This is a genomic window from Nocardioides aquiterrae (genome assembly GCF_039526625.1).
In the GTDB taxonomy this organism is placed as follows: domain Bacteria; phylum Actinomycetota; class Actinomycetes; order Propionibacteriales; family Nocardioidaceae; genus Nocardioides; species Nocardioides aquiterrae.
Genome location: NZ_BAAAJE010000030.1, coordinates 262,541 through 280,268, shown reverse-complemented (window position 1 = coordinate 280,268; position 17,728 = coordinate 262,541). Strand labels below are relative to the sequence as shown.

Annotated in this window: 15 protein-coding genes; 7 read left to right on the top strand and 8 right to left on the bottom strand. The window is 71.1% G+C overall.

Going from position 1 to position 17,728, the window contains the following annotated elements; translation table 11 throughout:
- The 3 genes from ABD086_RS23725 to speB all read right to left on the bottom strand — a co-directional run bounded on the left by ABD086_RS23725 (position 1) and on the right by speB (position 4,066).
- A complete protein-coding gene (locus ABD086_RS23725; protein ID WP_343910856.1) occupies positions 1-1,434 on the bottom strand; it encodes a gamma-aminobutyraldehyde dehydrogenase in 1,434 nt (477 codons plus the stop codon).
- Between the two features lie 71 nt (positions 1,435-1,505).
- Positions 1,506-3,062, bottom strand: coding sequence for an amidohydrolase (locus ABD086_RS23720; RefSeq protein ID WP_343910855.1), 1,557 nt, complete (start codon positions 3,060-3,062; stop codon positions 1,506-1,508).
- Positions 3,059-4,066: an agmatinase gene (gene speB / locus ABD086_RS23715; RefSeq protein ID WP_343910853.1), complete on the bottom strand. Its 1,008-nt coding sequence runs from the start codon at positions 4,064-4,066 to the stop codon at positions 3,059-3,061. The genes ABD086_RS23720 and speB overlap by 4 nt, the downstream gene beginning before the upstream one ends.
- A 103-nt stretch (positions 4,067-4,169) precedes the next feature.
- Between speB and ABD086_RS23710 the strand changes: the two genes are divergently transcribed.
- A complete protein-coding gene (locus tag ABD086_RS23710; protein ID WP_343910851.1) occupies positions 4,170-5,552 on the top strand; it encodes an aspartate aminotransferase family protein in 1,383 nt (460 codons plus the stop codon).
- A 97-nt stretch (positions 5,553-5,649) separates the two neighbouring features.
- Here the strand turns inward: ABD086_RS23710 and ABD086_RS23705 are convergent, their stop codons facing one another.
- Genes ABD086_RS23705 through ABD086_RS23690 form a run of 4 tightly spaced genes read right to left on the bottom strand, consistent with a single transcriptional unit; the run spans position 5,650 to position 9,668 of the window.
- Positions 5,650-6,453 carry an ABC transporter permease gene (locus tag ABD086_RS23705; protein ID WP_343910849.1) on the bottom strand — a complete coding sequence of 268 codons (804 nt, stop codon included), beginning with the start codon at positions 6,451-6,453 and terminating at the stop codon, positions 5,650-5,652.
- A complete protein-coding gene (locus tag ABD086_RS23700; RefSeq protein ID WP_343910847.1) occupies positions 6,453-7,352 on the bottom strand; it encodes an ABC transporter permease in 900 nt (299 codons plus the stop codon). Before ABD086_RS23700 ends, ABD086_RS23705 begins: the two co-directional genes overlap by 1 nt.
- Positions 7,352-8,515: an ABC transporter ATP-binding protein gene (locus ABD086_RS23695; protein ID WP_343910845.1), complete on the bottom strand. Its 1,164-nt coding sequence runs from the start codon at positions 8,513-8,515 to the stop codon at positions 7,352-7,354. The genes ABD086_RS23700 and ABD086_RS23695 overlap by 1 nt, the downstream gene beginning before the upstream one ends.
- A complete protein-coding gene (locus ABD086_RS23690) occupies positions 8,499-9,668 on the bottom strand; it encodes a polyamine ABC transporter substrate-binding protein (RefSeq protein ID WP_343910843.1) in 1,170 nt (389 codons plus the stop codon). Before ABD086_RS23690 ends, ABD086_RS23695 begins: the two co-directional genes overlap by 17 nt.
- Before the next feature lie 163 nt (positions 9,669-9,831).
- On the opposite strand from ABD086_RS23690, the gene ABD086_RS23685 reads away from it, so the two are divergent.
- From ABD086_RS23685 to ddaH, 3 genes are read left to right on the top strand one after another with little or no spacing between them, the layout of a single operon-like run.
- Entirely contained in the window at positions 9,832-10,305 is a 474-nt protein-coding gene (locus tag ABD086_RS23685; RefSeq protein ID WP_343910842.1) for an Lrp/AsnC family transcriptional regulator, read from the top strand.
- The gene (locus tag ABD086_RS23680) at positions 10,290-11,693 is read left to right on the top strand and encodes an NAD(P)/FAD-dependent oxidoreductase (RefSeq protein WP_343910927.1); all 1,404 of its coding nucleotides are present in this window, start codon (positions 10,290-10,292) and stop codon (positions 11,691-11,693) included. The genes ABD086_RS23685 and ABD086_RS23680 overlap by 16 nt, the downstream gene beginning before the upstream one ends.
- Positions 11,690-12,472 (top strand): dimethylargininase, encoded by a 783-nt coding sequence (gene ddaH, locus ABD086_RS23675; RefSeq protein WP_343910840.1) that lies wholly within the window; start codon positions 11,690-11,692, stop codon positions 12,470-12,472. The genes ABD086_RS23680 and ddaH overlap by 4 nt, the downstream gene beginning before the upstream one ends.
- On the opposite strand, the gene ABD086_RS23670 is transcribed toward ddaH, so the two are convergent.
- Positions 12,469-13,905 (bottom strand): M1 family metallopeptidase, encoded by a 1,437-nt coding sequence (locus ABD086_RS23670; protein WP_343910838.1) that lies wholly within the window; start codon positions 13,903-13,905, stop codon positions 12,469-12,471. The two genes, ddaH and ABD086_RS23670, sit on opposite strands and share 4 nt — an antisense overlap.
- A 162-nt stretch (positions 13,906-14,067) precedes the next feature.
- Between ABD086_RS23670 and ABD086_RS23665 the strand changes: the two genes are divergently transcribed.
- Genes ABD086_RS23665 through ABD086_RS23655 form a run of 3 tightly spaced genes read left to right on the top strand, consistent with a single transcriptional unit; the run spans position 14,068 to position 17,725 of the window.
- Entirely contained in the window at positions 14,068-14,949 is an 882-nt protein-coding gene (locus ABD086_RS23665; RefSeq protein ID WP_343910836.1) for a serine protein kinase RIO, read from the top strand.
- A 10-nt stretch (positions 14,950-14,959) separates the two neighbouring features.
- Positions 14,960-16,042, top strand: a complete 1,083-nt coding sequence (locus ABD086_RS23660; protein WP_343910834.1) for an LOG family protein — start codon at positions 14,960-14,962, stop codon at positions 16,040-16,042.
- A 27-nt stretch (positions 16,043-16,069) separates the two neighbouring features.
- The gene (locus tag ABD086_RS23655) at positions 16,070-17,725 is read left to right on the top strand and encodes a metallophosphoesterase (protein ID WP_343910833.1); all 1,656 of its coding nucleotides are present in this window, start codon (positions 16,070-16,072) and stop codon (positions 17,723-17,725) included.
- Positions 17,726-17,728 lie beyond the last annotated feature (3 nt).

The window sequence follows — 17,728 nt, the reverse complement described above, 5'->3', positions numbered from 1 at the left end:
TCAGTCTCCGATGTAGGACATCACGTGCTTGATGCGGGTGTAGTCCTCGAAACCGTAGCCGGAAAGGTCCTTGCCGTACCCGGAGTGCTTGAAGCCGCCGTGCGGCATCTCGGAGACGAACGGGATGTGGGTGTTGATCCAGACCGCGCCGAAGTCGAGCTTGCGCGACATCCGCATCGCCCGGCCGTGGTCCCGGGTCCACACGCTGGAGGCCAGGCCGTACTGGACGTCGTTGGCCCAGGACAGGGCCTGCGCCTCGTCGGTGAACTTCTGCACGGTCATGACCGGGCCGAAGATCTCGGTCTGGATCTGCTCGTCGGTCTGCTGCAGGCCCGAGAGCACCGTGGGCTCGTAGAAGTAGCCCTTCTCGCCCTGGCGGGTGCCGCCGGTCTGGATGCTGGCGTGGTCCGGCAGCCGGTCGACCATGCCGGAGACGTGCGCGAGCTGGTTGGCGTTGTTGAGCGGCCCGTAGTAGGTGTTCTCGTCGGCGGGGTCGCCGGTCGGCATGCCCTTCGCCGCCTCGACGAGAGCGGCGACGAACTCGTCGTGGATGCCCTGCTGCACGAGCACCCGGGTGGCGGCGGTGCAGTCCTGGCCGGCGTTGAAGAGCCCGGCGCCGGCGATGCCCTCGGCGGCCTTCGCGATGTCGGCGTCGTCGAACACCACGACCGGGGCCTTGCCGCCCAGCTCGAGGTGGACCCGCTTGACGTCGTGCGCCGCCGCCTCGGCGACCTGCATGCCCGCGCGCACCGAGCCGGTGATCGCCACCATCTGCGGGGTCTTGTGGGAGACCAGCGCCCGGCCGGTGTCGCGGTCGCCGCACACGACATTGAGCACGCCCGGCGGCAGGAACTCCTGGCACAGCTCCGCCAGCAGCGTCGAGCTCGCCGGCGTCGTGTCGCTGGGCTTGAGCACGACGGTGTTGCCGGCGGCGAGGGCGGGCGCGATCTTCCAGATCATCATCAACAGCGGGTAGTTCCACGGCGTCACCTGGCCGACGACACCGACCGGCTCGCGGCGTACGAACGAGGTGTGGTCGGCCATGTACTCACCGGCCGCCTTGCCCTCGAGCAGCCGAGCGGCCCCGGCGAAGAACTTGAAGTGGTCGGACGCGTAGGGCATCTCCTCGGCCATGGTCAGCCCGAGCGGCTTGCCGGTGTCCTTGCACTCCACGGCGTTGATCTCGTCGGCCCGGTCCTCGATCGCCTGCGCGATCTTCAGCAGCGCGTTCGAGCGGTCCTGCGGCGTCGCGTACCCCCACCCCTCGAAGGCGGCGTCGGCCGCGGCGTACGCCCGGTCGACGTCCTCGGCGCCCGACTTCGGGGCCTGCGCGTACACCTCGCCGGTGGTCGGGTCGATGACGTCGTAGGTCTCCCCCGACGCGCTGTCGACGAGCTGCCCGTTGATGACGTTCTTGAAGGTCTGATCGGCCATGGCCGGGAGCCTAGTGACCCGACAACGGAATCTGTAGGGGTCCGCCGTGTAGTCACGCGGATTTCGTTGATTCAGACCTCGAAGACGGGGCTTCCGTCGATCCAGGTGGAGACCACCCGGGCGTCCGGCTCGGCGAACGGGTCCCGGTCCAGCGCCACCAGGTCCGCGACCGCCCCCGGCGCGAGCACTCCGGCGTCGTCTCGCTGGTTCGCCCAGGCCGACCCGGAGGTGTACGCCGCGAACGCCTGCTCGAGGGTCAGCGCCTGCTCGGGCAGGAACGCCTCGCGGCCGCCGCCCGGCTCGCGCCGGGTCACCCCGACCTGGATCGCCTGCAGCGGGTCCGGCGTGCTGACCGGCCAGTCGCTGCCGGCGAGCAGCCGCGCACCCGCGCGGGCCAGGTCGCCGAACGGGTACTGCCAGCGGCTCCGCTCCTCGCCCAGGAACGGGATCGTGAGGTCGGCCATCTGGTCGTCGAGGCAGGCCCACAGCATCTGCAGGTTCGCCGCGACGCCGAGGCCCGCGAAGCGGCGCACGTCGTCGGGGTGGACGACCTGCAGGTGCGCGATGTGGTGGCGCCGCTCGGGCGAGGTGCCCTCGAAGGCGTCGAGCGCCTCGCGCACGCCGCGGTCGCCGATCGCGTGCACGTGTACCTGGAACCCGGCCGCGTCCAGCGCCCGGACGGCGTCCCGGATCGCCCCCGCGGTCAGGAACGAGTGGCCGCTGTTGTCCGTGGGGTGGCCGCAGCGGTCCAGGTACGGCGTGAGCATCGCGGCCGTGTAGTTCTCCGCCACCCCGTCCTGCATGATCTTCACAGTCGTCGCGCGGAACCGCCCGCCGGTCATGCGCTCCCGGCGGCCGACCAGGTCCGCGACCTGCTCGACCCCGAGCCGCCGCTCCCACCAGAGCGCACCGACGACGTACGAGCGGAGGTCGCCGTTCGCGGCCGCGGTCTCGTACGTCGAGGCGGGGTCGTCCATGCCCGAGTAGGCGCCGACGATCGCGTCCTGCCACGAGGTGACGCCGACCGAGTGGAGGTAGGCCTGCCCGGCCATCAGCGCCGCGTAGTAGTCCGCGCCGGTCGTGCGCGGGACGTGCCGCGAGACCAGCGCGGTGGCGCCCTCGTGCAGCGTGCCGGTCGGGCGGCCGGCGGCGTCGCGCTCGATGCGGCCGTCCGGCGGGTCGGGCGTGTGCTCGTCGATGCCCGCGACCTCGAGCGCGCGGCTGTTCACCCACGCGCCGTGGTGGTCGCGGTTCGGCAGGAACACCGGCCGGTCGGGGACGACGCCGTCGAGGTCGGCCGCGGTCGGCGTGCCGCCGGGGAACGCCGGCATCGCCCAGCCGCCGCCGAGGATCCACGCGACGCCGGGCCGCGCGACGGCGTACGCCCGGATCGCGGCGAGGTACTCCTCACGGGTGCCGAGCTCGCTCAGGTCGCAGCGCAGCCGCTCGAGGCCGCCCTGGATCGGGTGCACGTGCGCGTCGGTGAAGCCGGGCGAGAGGAATGGGACGTCGACGGGGCCGCTCCCGGGGCGGACCGACGTGATCCGGCCGCTCTCGACCGTGATCTCGGTCGGGCCCAGGTGCCGGTGCCCGTCGAACGCGCTCGCCGCGCGCAGGACTCCGTTCACGTCCCGCGGCCCTCGAGCAGCGGGCCCGCCGGGTCGTGGGTGATGCCTCGCCGGCGGGCGGCCAGGCCCGAGAGCGCCTCGAGGCAGACCCGGTTGGCGAGGTAGGCCGTGATCTCGGCGTGGTCGTACGGCGGCGACACCTCGACCACGTCGATGCCGGCGACCGGGAGCTCGCGGCAGATCCGGCGCACGGCGTCGAGCAGCTGGCGGCTCGAGAGGCCGCCGGGCTCCGGCGTACCCGTGCCGGGCGCGTGGCCCGGGTCGCAGACGTCGATGTCGACGGAGAGGAAGACCGCGTCGCACTCATCGAGGGCGATCTCGAACGCCTCGTCGAGGCACTCCTCCAGTCCCCGCTTGCCGATCTCGGTCATCTCGTAGGAGCGCATGCGCTGATCGGCCATCCAGTCGAGGGTCTCCGGGCCCGGCCAGTAGCCGCGCAGGCCCATCTGGAGGAACCGGTCGCCGCGCAGCGCCCCGGACTCGATCAGCCGCCGCATCGGCTGACCATGGCCGTAGAGCGACCCGAACTCGATGTGGCCGGTGTCGGCGTGCGCGTCGAAGTGGATCATCGAGACGCGGCCGAAGCCGTGGTGGCGGGCGACGCCGGTCGCGTCGGGCAGCGCGATCGAGTGGTCACCGCCGAGCACCAGCGGGATCGCCCCGGCCGCGGCGACCCGGTAGACGGCCTCCTCGAGCGCACCCAGCGCACGCTCGATCTCGCCGGGCGGCATCTCGACGTCGCCCGCGTCCACCACCCGGAGGTCCTGGAGCGCATCGACCCGGAGCGCGAGGTGCGGGCGGGACCCGTCCTGGGGCAGGTAGTCGGTCTGCCGGATCGCCATCGGCCCGAAGCGGGTGCCCGGCCGGTGCGACGTACCGCCGTCGAACGGCGCGCCCACGACCACGACGTCCGCGGCCGCGAGCGCGGCGGCGTCGGCCAGGTCGACGCGGTCCACGCCGAGGAAGGTGATGTCGGGACCGAACTGCGCGCCGTACCTCGTCATGGGCACATCCTGTCACGTCGCGTACGACGGATTCCGCGCAAATCACCCTCTTGCGCGACGGATTCACTTGCAATTGGAGTGCGTGGCCGAGCACCATGGGGGCATGCCCCACGACCATGACCACCTCCAGCGTGCCGCCAAGGACCACCTCTGGATGCACTTCACCCGCCACTCGTCGTACGCCGACGCGGACGTGCCGATCATCGTCCGCGGCGAGGGCGCCTACATCTACGACGCGGCGGGCAAGCGGTACCTCGACGGCCTGGCCGGACTGTTCGTGTCCCAGCTCGGCCACGGGCGCACCGAGCTGGCCGAGGCCGCGGCCGCGCAGGCCAAGGAGCTGGCGTTCCACCCGCTGTGGTCCTACGCGCACCCGAGCGCGATCCTGCTGGCCGAGCAGGTCGCGGGCTACGCGCCGGGGTCGCTGAACCGGGTCTTCTTCTCCAGCGGCGGCGGCGAGTCCGTCGAGACCGCGTGGAAGCTCGCGAAGAACTACTTCAAGCTCACCGGCAAGCCGATGAAGCACAAGGTGATCAGCCGCTCGATCGCCTACCACGGCACCACCCAGGGCGCGCTCTCGATCACCGGGCTGCCGCCGCTCAAGCAGCAGTTCGAGCCGCTGGTCCCGTCGACGTTCCGGGTGCCGAACACCAACATCTACCGTGCCCACGAGCACGGCGCCCCTGAAGGACTGAGCCCCGAGGCGTTCGGCCGCTGGGCCGCCGACCAGATCGCGGTCGCGATCGAGAACGAGGGCCCCGACACGGTCGCCGCGGTCTTCCTCGAGCCGGTGCAGAACGCCGGCGGCTGCTTCCCGCCGCCGCCGGGCTACTTCCAGCGGGTCCGCGAGATCTGCGACGAGTACGACGTGCTGATGGTGTCCGACGAGGTCATCTGCGCCTTCGGGCGGCTCGGCCACATGTTCGGCGCCGAGCGGTACGGCTACGAGCCGGACATGATCACCTGCGCCAAGGGCATCACCTCCGGGTACGCCCCCCTCGGCGCGATGATCGCCTCGGACAAGCTGATGGAGCCGTTCCTCGAGGGCGACGCGATGTTCGCGCACGGCTACACCTTCGGCGGCCACCCGGTCTCCACCGCGGTCGCGCTGAGGAACCTCCAGATCTTCGAGGAGGAGAAGGTCCTCGAGCACGTCCGGTCGAACGAGGACGCGTTCCGCGCCACCCTGGAGCGGCTGCTGGACCTGCCGATCGTCGGCGACGTCCGCGGCGACGGGTACTTCTACGGGATCGAGCTGGTCCGGGACAAGGCCACCCGCGAGACCTTCAGCGACGAGGAGTGCGAGCGCATCCTGTTCGGCTTCGTCTCCAAGCAGCTGTACGCCGAGGGCCTCTACTGCCGCGCCGACGACCGCGGCGACCCGGTCATCCAGCTCTCGCCGCCGCTCATCTGCGACCAGCAGCACTTCGACGAGATGGAGCAGATCCTCCGCGTGGTCCTCGACAAGGCCTGGTCGCTGCTCTGAGCTGAGCGCCAGGACGGCGCCAGGACGTCATACGGACAGTGTGTCCCCTTGCACCGTCCGTATGACGTCCCGAGCCACCGCCTCGGCGGACTCGGCGTCAGCGGGCGGCGAGCTTGGCGCTGCGGCGGCGGGAGTTGACCTCGCCGCCGACGACGATCAGCACGGAGATCAGGAACATGACCGTGCCGACGACGTTCACCTGCATGGGGACGCCGCGCTGGGCGACGCCCCAGACGTACATCGGGAACGTCGTGGTGTTGCCGGCGTTGAGGTTGGTGATGATGAAGTCGTCGAACGACAGCGAGAAGCTCAGCAGCGCGGCGCCCAGGATGCCGGGGAACACCAGCGGGAACGTCACCCGCCAGAACGTCTGCGACGGGGTCGCGTAGAGGTCCATCGCCGCCTGCTCGAGGTTGTCGTCGAGACCGGCCAGGCGCGCGCGCACGGTGACCACCACGAACGACAGGCAGAACATGATGTGCGCGATCAGGATCGTCCAGAAGCCCAGCTGGCCGGCGAAGCCCGACGCCACGAACAGCGCCAGCAGCGACGAGCCGAGCACGATCTCGGGCGCGGCCATCGGCAGGAAGATCAGCAGGTTGGACGCCGAGCGGCCGCGGAACTCGTGCCGCACCAGGGCGAACGCGGCCAGCGTCCCGAGGATCGTCGAGACGAGCGTAGCGACAAGTCCGATCTCGATGCTGCGGCCGAGCGCGTGGCACATGCTCGGGTCCTCGCAGGGGTTCAGCCAGTTGTGCAGGGTGAACCCGTCGAACTGGTAGATCAGCCGGCTGGACGGGTCGTTGAAGCTCATCAGGACCACGATCGCGATCGGCACGAACGTGTAGGCCAGGACCGCCAGCCCGAGCAGCAGCACCAGGTTCTCGCGCAGCCAGCGCATCAGAGCAGCTCCTCCGTGCCGGCCCGGCGGACGTAGACCAGCACCATCGCGACGATCCCGACCATCAGGATCATCGAGAGCGCGGCCGCCGCGGGGTAGTCGTTCGCGTCGGTGAACAGGCTCTGGATGACGCCGCCCACCATGCGCTGGTTCGGGCTGCCGAGCAGCTGGGCGTTGATGTAGTCGCCCGCGGCCGGGATGAACGTCAGCAGCGTCCCGGAGATCACGCCGGGCAGCGACAGCGGCCAGGTCACCTTGAAGAAGCCGACGATCGGGTTCGCGTACAGGTCGCCGGCGGCCTCGATCAGCCGGTGATCGATCTTGTCGATGCTCGCGAACAGGGGCAGCACCATGAACGGCAGGAAGTTGTAGGTCAGGCCCGCGATCACCGCGACGGAGGTCGCCAGCAGGCGGCCGTCCGGCCCGAGGATGTGCAGGAACTGCAGGGTGTTCACGACGACGCCGTCGTCGGCGAGGATCAGCTTCCACGACAGCGTGCGCACCAGGAAGCTGGTGAAGAACGGCGCGATGACCAGCACCAGCATGAGGTTCTTCCACCGGCCGGCCTTGAACGCGATCGCGTACGCCAGCACGTAGCCCAGCACCAGGCAGAAGAACGTCGCGAGCGCGCCGTACCAGAGCGACCGCAGCATCGGCTGCCAGTACTCCTTCACGACGTCCACGTAGTTCTGCCAGTGGTAGGTCATGTCGTAGCCGCGGAAGTCCGATCCGCTCGGGTCGAACAGGCTGGTCGCCAGCAGCGAGTAGAACGGCACCACGAAGAACAGGCAGAGCCACAGCGCGGCCGGCAGCAGCAGGAGGTAGCCGATGCCCCCGCGGCGGCGCCCGGTGTCCACCGGCGTGACGGCGACCGGGGCGGCGCCGGCCGTGCTGGCCATCAGACGTCCTCCTTCTGGGCGCCGGCGGCGGCGTCCTGGGCGTGGTCGAGCAGGAACGCGTACTCCGGCCGCCAGGACAGCTCGACCGACTCGCCCTGGCGGAACAGCCGCCGGCGGCCGGTGTTCTGCGCGAACACCTGGATCTCCTGGCCCCACGGCATCCGCACCAGGTACTGCGTGCTCACGCCGACGAAGCTGACGTCGCTGATCACGCCGCCGGGGATGGTGTTGCCGGGCGCGTCCAGCGCCTCGCCGGGCTCGCCGATCAGCACCTTCTCCGGCCGGATGCCGACCCAGCCCATGTCGCCGTCGGCGTGCGCGCGGCCGGCCGGGATGGAGACACCGATGCCGTGCATCTCGACGGTGACCACGTCGGACGCCCGCTGGGTGATCCGGCCCTCGATCAGGTTCGACTGGCCGAGGAAGTTCGCCACGAACGTCGAGCGCGGGTTCTCGTACAGGTCCGCCGGAGCGCCCATCTGCTCGATGACACCGGCGTTCATCACCGCGACGGTGTCGGCCATCGTCATGGCCTCCTCCTGGTCGTGGGTGACGTGGATGAACGTCAGGCCGACGTCGACCTGGATCCGCTTGAGCTCGATCTGCATCGACCGCCGCAGCTTCAGGTCGAGCGCGCCCAGCGGCTCGTCGAGCAGCAGCACCTCGGGCCGGTTGATCAGCGCCCGGGCGAGCGCGACCCGCTGCTGCTGGCCACCGGAGAGCTGCGCGGGCCGCTTGCGGGCCTGCGCCTCGAGCTCGACGAGCTCGAGCATCTCCTGGACCTGCCGGTCGACGTCGGAGGACTTGCGCCGCTTCAGGCCGAAGGCGACGTTCTCGTGGATGTCGAGGTGCGGGAACAGGGCGTAGCTCTGGAAGACCGTGTTGACCGGGCGCCGGTAGGGCTTGGCGTAGGTGATGTCGTTGCCGGCCAGCGTGATCGTCCCCGAGGTCGGGGTCTCCAGCCCGGCCACCATCCGCAGCGTCGTGGTCTTGCCACAGCCGGACGGGCCGAGCAGCGCGAAGAACGAGCCGCGCGGGACGTCCAGGTCGAGCTCCTTGACCGCGTGGAAGGAGCCGAACGACTTGGTCAGCGCGCGCAGCCGAAGACCGTCGTACGACCCGTCCTGCGCCACCGCCTGCGGGGTCTCAGCCACCTGTGACATCGGACCAGTCTCCTTCGTAGCGGACCTGCTGCTGGTCGTCCAGCGGCATGAAGTCGAACGTGTTCGAGAGCGTCTCGTCGTCGGGGAAGATCAGCTGGTTGTCCACCAGGGACGGGTCGATCTTCTCCATCTCCTGGCGGGCGCCCTTGACGGGGCAGATGTAGTTGACCCACGACGCGAGCTTCGCGGCGACGGCCGGCTCGTAGTAGTAGTTCATCCACTTCTCGGCGTTGGCCTGGTGGGTGGCGAGGTTCGGGACGATCATGTTGTCGCTCCAGAGCGACAGTCCCTCCTCCGGCGCGACGAACTTGATGTCCGGGTTGTCGAACTGCGCCTGGATCACGTCGCCGGACCAGGCCTCGCAGGCGACGATGTTGCCGGCCGCCAGGTCCTGGATGTACTCGTTGCCGGTGAACGCGCGGACCTGCCCGTCGCTCACGGCCTGGCGGAGCCGGTCGACCGCGTTCTCCCACTCGGTGTCGGTGAACTTCTGCGGCTCCGCGCCCACCACCTTGAGCATGAAGCCCATCGTGTCCCGCATCTCCGAGAGCAGCGTGATCCGGCCCTTGAGGTCCGGCCTGCTGATCAGCTCCTCGAAGCTCTTGACCTCGCCGGTCTTGGCGGCGTTGTAGGCGATGCCGGTCAGGCCGCTCTGCCACGGCGCGTGGTAGGTCAGGTCGGGGTCCCACTGCCGGTTGCGCAGCGGGTCGATGAGGTTGTCCAGGACGTTCGGGATGCTCTTCGGGTCCAGCGGCTGGATCCAGCCGAGCCCGATCATCCGCGCCGCCATCCAGTCGGTCAGCATCATCATGTCGCGGTTGATCGGCTCGCAGGCGCCGAGCTGGTTGCGGACCTTGGCGTAGAACTCGGAGTTGTCGTTGACGTCGTCGGTGTAGTCGACGGTGATGCCGGTCCGGTCCTGGAAGACCTGGAAGGTGCCGTTCTTGTTCTTCTTGGGGTCGATGTAGGCCGGCCAGTTCGAGATGACCAGCTTCTTGTCCGTCTCCGAGAGGTCCTTGGCCCGGCACGTGGCCGGGTCCTGCTCGGCCCCGTCGACGGAGAAGAACGGCAGCTTCAGCGCGGCCAGGCTCACGCCCGCGAAGGCCACGGCACCGCCGCCCTGGAGCAGTCCCCTGCGGGTCAGTCCGGTCATGCGGCTCCTTTGGCGACGGCTGCTGGATCCCTCGGATCGTGCCACGACACTGCCCTCTCGACAAGCGAAACCGTCGGTCCGAAACATCCCCGCAACGAAATCGCTTGTCCACACGCCGCGAAGACCTTTGACCCACCCGCCCCGATGGGGAACCATCTCGCCCATGACCAGGAAGACCGGGCGGCCCGCCGCCCAGCTCGACGAGGTGTCCAAGGCGATCATCGAGCAGCTGCAGCAGGACGGGCGCCGGTCGTACGCCGCGATCGGCAAGGTCGTCGGCCTGTCCGAGGCGGCGGTCCGCCAGCGGGTCCAGCGCCTCATCGAGAGCGGCGTGATGCAGGTCGTCGCGGTGACCGACCCGCTCGAGCTCGGCTTCGCCCGCCAGGCCATGGTCGGCATCCGGGTCAGCGGCGCGCTCGAGCCGGTCGCCGACCAGATCGCCGAGCTCGAGGAGGTCGACTACGTCGTCGTCACCGCGGGCTCCTACGACCTGCTCGTCGAGGTCGTGTGCGAGAGCGACGAGCACCTGCTCGAGCTGATCTCGGGCCGCATCCGGGCCATCGAGGGCGTCGCCGGCACCGAGACCTTCATGTACCTGCGGCTGCGCAAGCAGACCTACTCCTGGGGTGTGCGCTGAAGCCCACGCGCAAGGACCCGCACTGGGAGCGACTCTCCCTCTGGCACGACACCGTCGACACCGACTGGTCGCCGCGGCCGGCGCTGGCCGGTGCCACGGTCGCCGACGTCGCGATCGTCGGGGCCGGCCTCACGGGCCTCTGGACGGCGTACTACCTCGCCGAGGCCGACCCGTCCCTGCGGATCGTCGTGCTCGAGGCGGAGACCGCGGGGTACGGCGCGTCCGGCCGCAACGGCGGCTGGTGCTCGGCGCTGTTCCCGGCCTCGCTGCCGACGCTGGCGGCGATGTCCGACCGGGACGGCGCCCTGGCGCAGCACCGCGCGATGCGCGAGACCGTCGACGAGGTCGCCCGCGCCGCGGCCGCCGAAGGCATCGACGCCGACCTCGCCAAGGGCGGAACCATCGTGCTGGCGCGCAGCCGCGCGCAGCTGCGCCGCGCCCGGCACGAGGTCGCCGAGGCGCGCTCGTGGGACCGCGGCGAGGACGACCTGCGGCTGCTCGGCAAGGCCGAGGCGACCGGCATCCTGCGCGGCAGCCGCACGCTCGGTGCGACGTACACGCCCGACTGCGCGGCGATCCACCCGGCCAAGCTGGTGCGCGGGCTCGCCGAGGCCGTCGAGCGCCGCGGCGTGACCGTCCACGAGCGGACCCCGGTGCGCTCGATCGAGCCCGGCCGGGCGCACACGGCGGACGGCGACGTCCGCGCCGCCACGATCATCCGCGCGACCGAGGGCTACACCCCGTCGCTGGCCGGCCACGGACGCGACCTGGTGCCGGTCTACTCGCTCGTCATCGCGACCGAGCCGCTGTCCGCCTCGACGTGGGACGAGATTGGCCTGGCGCGGCGCGAGACGTTCAGCGACCACCGCCACCTGGTCATCTACGGACAGCGCACCGCCGACGACCGGCTGGTCTTCGGCGGCCGTGGCGCGCCGTACCACTTCGGCTCGCGGGTCAAGCCGGAGTTCGACCGGGACGAGAAGGTGTTCGCCCGGCTCTATGCGACCCTCACCGACCTGTTCCCGATGCTCGAGGGCACGCGGGTGACCCACGCGTGGGGCGGCGCGCTCGGCATCCCTCGAGACTGGTGCGCGTCCGTCGGCCTCGACCCGGAGACCGGCCTCGGCTGGGCCGGGGGCTACGTCGGCGACGGGGTCAGTACGACGAACCTCGCCGGCCGCACCCTGCGCGACCTGGTCCTCGGGCGGGACACCGGGCTGACCCGGCTCCCGTGGGTCGGCCACCGCTCCCCCGCCTGGGAGCGCGAGCCGCTGCGCTGGCTGGGCATCAACACCGGCCTGCGGGCGATGACCCTCGCCGACGCCGAGGAGTCCCTGACCCGGCTGCCCAGCCTGGCCGCCAAGGCCGTCTCCCCCCTGATCGGATGACCATGACCAAGCGCGCACTCGTCCGCCGGCCCGGCCCCCGCCTCGCCGAGGGCCTCCTCACCCACCTCGAGCGGGTGCCTGTCGACGTCGACCTCGCGCGCCGCCAGTGGGAGGGCTACGTCGCCGCGCTGGCCGCCGAGGGCTGGGAGACCGTCGAGGTCCCGCCCGCGGACGACTGTCCGGACGCCGTCTTCGTCGAGGACACCGTCGTGATGTACGGCGACCTGGCGGTGATCACCCGACCCGGGGCCGACGAGCGCAAGCCGGAGACGGCGGCGACGGAGGCGACGCTGCGCGACCTGGGCTACCGGATCGCCCGCATCGAGGCGCCCGGAACCCTCGACGGCGGCGACGTCCTCAAGCACGTGACTCCCGAGGGAGGGACCGTCTGGGTCGGCCTCGGCGGCCGCACGAACGCCGCCGGGCTCGACAAGCTCGCGGCGCACCTCGCGCCGCTGGGCGCCCGCACCGTCGGCGTTCCCGTCTCGCTCGTCCTGCACCTGAAGTCCGCGGTGACCGCCCTGCCCGACGGCACCGTGCTCGGGTATCCCCCGCTCGTCGACGACCCGGCCGGGTGGCCGGAGTTCCTCGCGGTGCCCGAGGAGCCGGGCGCGCACGTCGTCGTCCTGGACCCGTCGACCGTGCTCATGTCCACCAGCGCCCCGGCCACCCGAGCGCTGCTCGAGGACCGCGGCCTGCGCGTCGTGGCCGTCGACATCTCCGAGTACGAGAAGCTCGAGGGCTGCGTGACCTGCCTGTCGGTGCGCCTGCGCGACTAGCCGAGCCCGTTCGCGACCGTGTCCGCCGGCTTCGTCGTCGAGTGCAGCCAGGCGTCGAAGAACCCGGACAGGTCCGCTCCGCTGACCGACTCCGCGAGCGCCTCGAACTGCGCGGTGCTCCCGTTGCCGCCCCGCCGGTCGGTGACCCACCGGTGCATCAGGGTCGTGAAGTCGGCGTCGCCGATCCGGTTGCGCAGCGCGGCCAGCGCCATCCCGCCGCGCTCGTAGACCCGGCGGTCGAAGATCCAGCTGACGCAGTCCTCGTGGTCCGGGCACGGGTCCGCGACCTCGAGCTGCCAGAACGCGTCGTCGGCGTCGTACCAGCCGTACCCCTCGCGCAGCAGCTCGTCCGTGGTCGGCCCGCCGTGGGTCTCGGTGTAGAAGTTCTCGAAGTACGTCGCCCAGCCCTCGTTGAGCCAGATGTCGGCCCACCCCTCCACGGCGACCGAGTCACCGAACCACTGGTGCGCGAGCTCGTGCACCACGGTCTTCACCGCTCCCGCGCCGGTGCCCATGAACGGGTACGTCGGGCGGGTCTGGTTCTCGAGCGCGAAGCCGACCGGCAGCGCCGTGGTCAGCCCGCCGGTCGTGTCGAACGGGTACGGCCCGATCACGCGCTCGAGCCAGTGCAGGAGCTGCGGGGTCTGCTTCATCAGCCGCATGGCCTCCTGCTGGGAGGAGGTCGGCAGCCCCTTCGACACCGCGACGTACCAGGGCCGGCCGTCGGTCCGGCCCCGGGCGATCTCGTACCGCCCGGCCGCGAAGAACGCGAGGTACGGCACCATCGGCTCGGTCGCCTCCCAGGTCGTCGTCGCGAGGTCGCGCCGGACCTCGCGGTCGACGAGGTGGCCGTTCCCGATCACCCGCTTGCTCCGCGGCACGGTGATCGACATCCGCACCAAAGCCTTGTCGAGCGGGTGGTCGTTGGCGGGGAACCACCAGGGCGCCATGTGCGGCTGGTTCATCGCGACGACCTCGTCGTCGTTCGCGAGCCAGTTGCTCTCGCCGGCGTACGAGTACCTGCCGGGCAGCCCGGAGTAGCGCACCACCACCCGCGCGCTGTCGCCCTCGTCGAGCGGGGCGTCGATCGAGAGCTCGTGGTGGCCGTGGTCGAAGGCCACCCGCCTCCCGTCGACCTCGACGCGCGAGACCGGTAGCAGGAAGTCGAGGTCGAAGCCCGACACCGACTCGGTCGCGGTCAGCCGGATCGCGGTCCACCCGGACAGCCGGCCGGTGCCGAACCGGTACCGGTCGTGGATGTCGTACGACGCCACGTCGATGCCGCCGTTGCCGTCCAGCGGGAAGTAGGGGTCGCCGATGCCGGGAGCGCCGTGCGGGTCCGCGGGGCCGGAGTACGCGGCGGGAGCGGCCGCCAGCGACGAGGCGGCCAGTCCGGAGGCGAGAACGAGGGCCAGCGCGCGGCGTCGGGTCACGCGGGCATGTTATTCGGTTGCGAGCCACCCCCGGCACGCCCGAGTGTTTCTCCAGCGCCCGGACCGGCCGGGTGCTCCACGAGAGGAGGCGTGACATGTCCACGACTGTCCCCGGCCTGTCCGCAGACCGCCTCTTCTCACCTTCCTGGAGCACCCACACCGATGTCCCACGACTTCACGCACGATCCCGGGCGCGTTCCCGGGCCCGATCTCTCTGAGATCGACGCCTCGTTCGTCTTCGACTTCCAGCAGTACGACGAGGTCGGCGACGGCCAGCGCTGGTCCACCTGGCTCGGTGTCGAGCCGCTGTGCCGTGGCCCGGAGCCCCGCCCCGACTGGGTGGTGACCTCCCAGGCCGCGATCGACACCGAGCTCGGCATCCTCAAGACCGGCAAGGAGGCCGACGCGTACCTGCTCGAGCGCGCCGTCCCCGACAGTGACGCGACCGGCGAGTCCGTCGTGATGGTGGCCAAGCGCTACCGCGGCGCGGACCACCGCGACTTCCACCGGTCGGCCGCGTACACGGCCGGCCGCAAGGTCCGCAACACCCGCGACAACCGGGCCATGGCCAAGAAGACCGCGCACGGGAAGGCCGTCGCCGCCGGCCAGTGGGCCTGGGCCGAGTGGAACGCGCTGGTGCGCTGCCACGGCCTCGGGCTGCCGGTCCCCTACCCGGTCCAGATCGACGGCACCGAGCTGCTGATGGAGTGGATCACGCACGACGGCGAGACCGCGCCGCGGCTCGCCCAGACCCGGCCCGACCGGGACCTGCTGGCGTCGTACTTCGACCAGCTCCGGGAGTTCCTCGCCGAGCTGGCGCGGCACGGCCTGGTGCACGGCGACCTGTCGCCGTACAACGTGCTGGCCGCCGGCGACCGCCTGGTCGTCATCGACCTGCCGCAGATGGTCGACCTGGTCGGCAACCCGGAGGGCATGGACTTCCTGCTGCGCGACTGCACGAACGTCTGCACCTGGTTCCTGGCGCGGGGACTCGAGGCCGACGAGCACGCGTTGTTCAGCGAGCTCCTCGCCCACGCGTTCTAGAGTCCGGGGCGTGAAGCGCTCCCGCGGCCGTGTCGTCCACGTCGAGTCCCTGGCGGCCTTCGACGACCGGCTGGCCGCGGGGGCCACCTCGCTGCGCGGGTGGCGGATCCGCTCGGTCGACCTCCGTGCCCGCCACGACGCGCTGGCGCGCGTGGACGTCGGGGGCGCCACGTTCCTCGCCTGCACGTTCGCCCCGGGCGACGACGACCTGGTCGCGGAGCGCGGCGCGCTGGTCCTCGCCGTGCCCGACGACGTGCCGGTCGAGCCGCGGTCGGAGCTCTACACCCCGGCCGAGCTGTACGACACCCCGCGGTACGCCGACTCGCTCGACGGCCGCGCGTACGCCTGGTCCCAGCGCCCGCCCGACCCGCAGGACGCGCTCGCCCGCGCGCTGCACGACCACACCGTCGACCGGGCGCTCGAGTCGTGGGTGGCCGGGAAGCGGATGGTCGGCGTGATGGGCGGCCACCGGCTCGAGCGCACCCACCCCGGGTACGCCGACGCGGCCCGGCTCGGCGCGGCGCTCGGCCGCGACCTGGTCGTGGCGACCGGGGGTGGGCCGGGCGCCATGGAGGCGGCGAACCTGGGACCGCACTTCAGCGATCGCCCCGACGACCTCGACGCCGCACTCGCGATCCTGGCCGAGGTCCCGTCGTACCGCCCCTCGGTCGACGACTGGGTGGGCGGGGCCTTCGCCGTGCTGGACCGGTTCCCCGGCACCGTCCAGACCCTCGGCATCCCGACCTGGCACTACGGCCACGAGCCGCCCAACGCGTTCGCGACGGCCATCGCGAAGTACTTCCGCAACTCCACCCGGGAGGCGATCCTGCTCCAGATCTGCGAGGCCGGGATCGTGTTCCTGCCGGGCGCCGGCGGCACGGTCCAGGAGGTGTTCCAGGACGCCTGCGAGAACTACTACGCGGACGAGAGCGGGGTCGCGCCGATGGTCCTGGTCGGTGCGCGCTACTGGACCGAGGAGCTGCCCGCGTGGCCGCTGCTGCAGAGGCTCTCCCGAGGCCAGCCGATGGAGGGCCACGTGCACCTCGTCGACTCGCCCGCGGAGGCCGCGAACCTGCTGGTTTCGGGGACGTGAACGCGCCGGTAACCATAGATTGACGCGGTGCAGATCTCCCGTCGCGACCTCCTCCGTTCGTCCGCCGCCGTCGCCGGCGGAGTCACCCTCGGCGGGCTCGGTCTCGCCGATGCCGCGGTCGCCGGAACGGTGCCGCTCGCGCCGACGACCCGCAAGCGCGTCTACCTCAAGGGAGAGCCGGACGCCACCGGGTGGCGGCCCGTCGTCGAGGGTCCGGGCGAGCCGTACGTCGTCCGGAGCCTGGGCGCCAAGCCCCAGGCCGGTCGCGGCAAGCGCCGCAAGCCGCTGCTCGCCTTCGCCCAGCTGAGCGACGTCCACATCGTCGACTCCCAGTCGCCGGGCCGCGTGGACTACCTCGACCGGAACGACGACGACATGGACGGCGACGGGCAGAACGACGGGCACGGCATCTACAAGTCCGCCTGGCGGCCGCAGGAGATCCTCGGCGCGCACGTCGCCGACGCCATGGTCCGCCAGATCAACCAGATCCGGCGCGGCCCGGTCACCGGGAAGCCGCTCGCGTTCGCGATCCAGACCGGCGACAACTCCGACAACAGCCAGTACAACGAGGTCCGCTGGAACATCGAGGTCCTCGACGGCGCCGAGGTGCGGGCGGACTCCGGCGACCTGACGAGGTTCGAGGGCGCCATGGACGGCACCCCCGAGTACTACGACGTCCGCTACTGGCACCCCGAGGGCACCCCGGAGGGCCTGGAGGACGACCGGCCGCGCAGCATGTTCGGCTTCCCCGTGGTCCCGGGCCTGCTCGACGCGGCGCGGGCGCCGTTCCAGGCCGAGGGCCTCGCGATGCCCTGGTACACCGCGTTCGGCAACCACGACGCGCTCCGGCAGGGCAACTTCGTCTGGGACCAGGCGTTCGAGGACCGTGCCACCGGCGACACGAAGCAGATCACTCCCAACGTCTACCGCACCGTGACGCCGGACCCCGACCGCCGGCCGCTGTCGAAGAAGGAGTGGATCGAGGAGCACTTCACGACCAACAGCGCGACCGCTCCCGGCCCGGTGGGCCACGGGTTCAAGCAGCACAACCGTGAGACCGGCCTCGGCTACTACTACTTCGACGCCGGCCTCGTGCGGTTCATCGTCCTCGACACCGTGAACCCGAACGGCAACCAGAACGGGTCGATCGACCCGACCCAGTTCAGCTGGCTGCAGTCGGTGCTCAAGAAGAGCAGCAAGAAGCTGGTCGTCGTCGCCAGCCACCACACGCTCAGCACGATGACCAACGGCTACACCGGCAGCGCCCAGCCCGGCCCGCGGGTGCTCGGCGAGTACATCCTGGGTGAGCTGGTCGAGCACGACAACGTGATCGCCTGGGTCAACGGCCACACCCACACGAACCACATCTGGCCGCAGCAGGTGAAGGGCAAGCCCGGCCGGTTCTGGGAGATCAACACCGCCTCCCACATCGACTGGCCGCAGCAGGCGCGCCTGATCGAGGTCGCCGACAACAGGGACGGCACGATCTCGATCTTCACGACGCTGCTCGACCACGCCGGGCCAGCCGAGTGGTCCGGAGCGATCGACGACCCGGTGCAGCTGGCGGCGCTGAGCCGCGAGCTGGCCGCCAACGACTGGCAGGAGCAGGGCTCCGACCGCCGCGGGACCACGGGCTCGCGGAACACCGAGCTGGTCCTGCGGGCGCCGAAGTTCCTGCGCTGACCT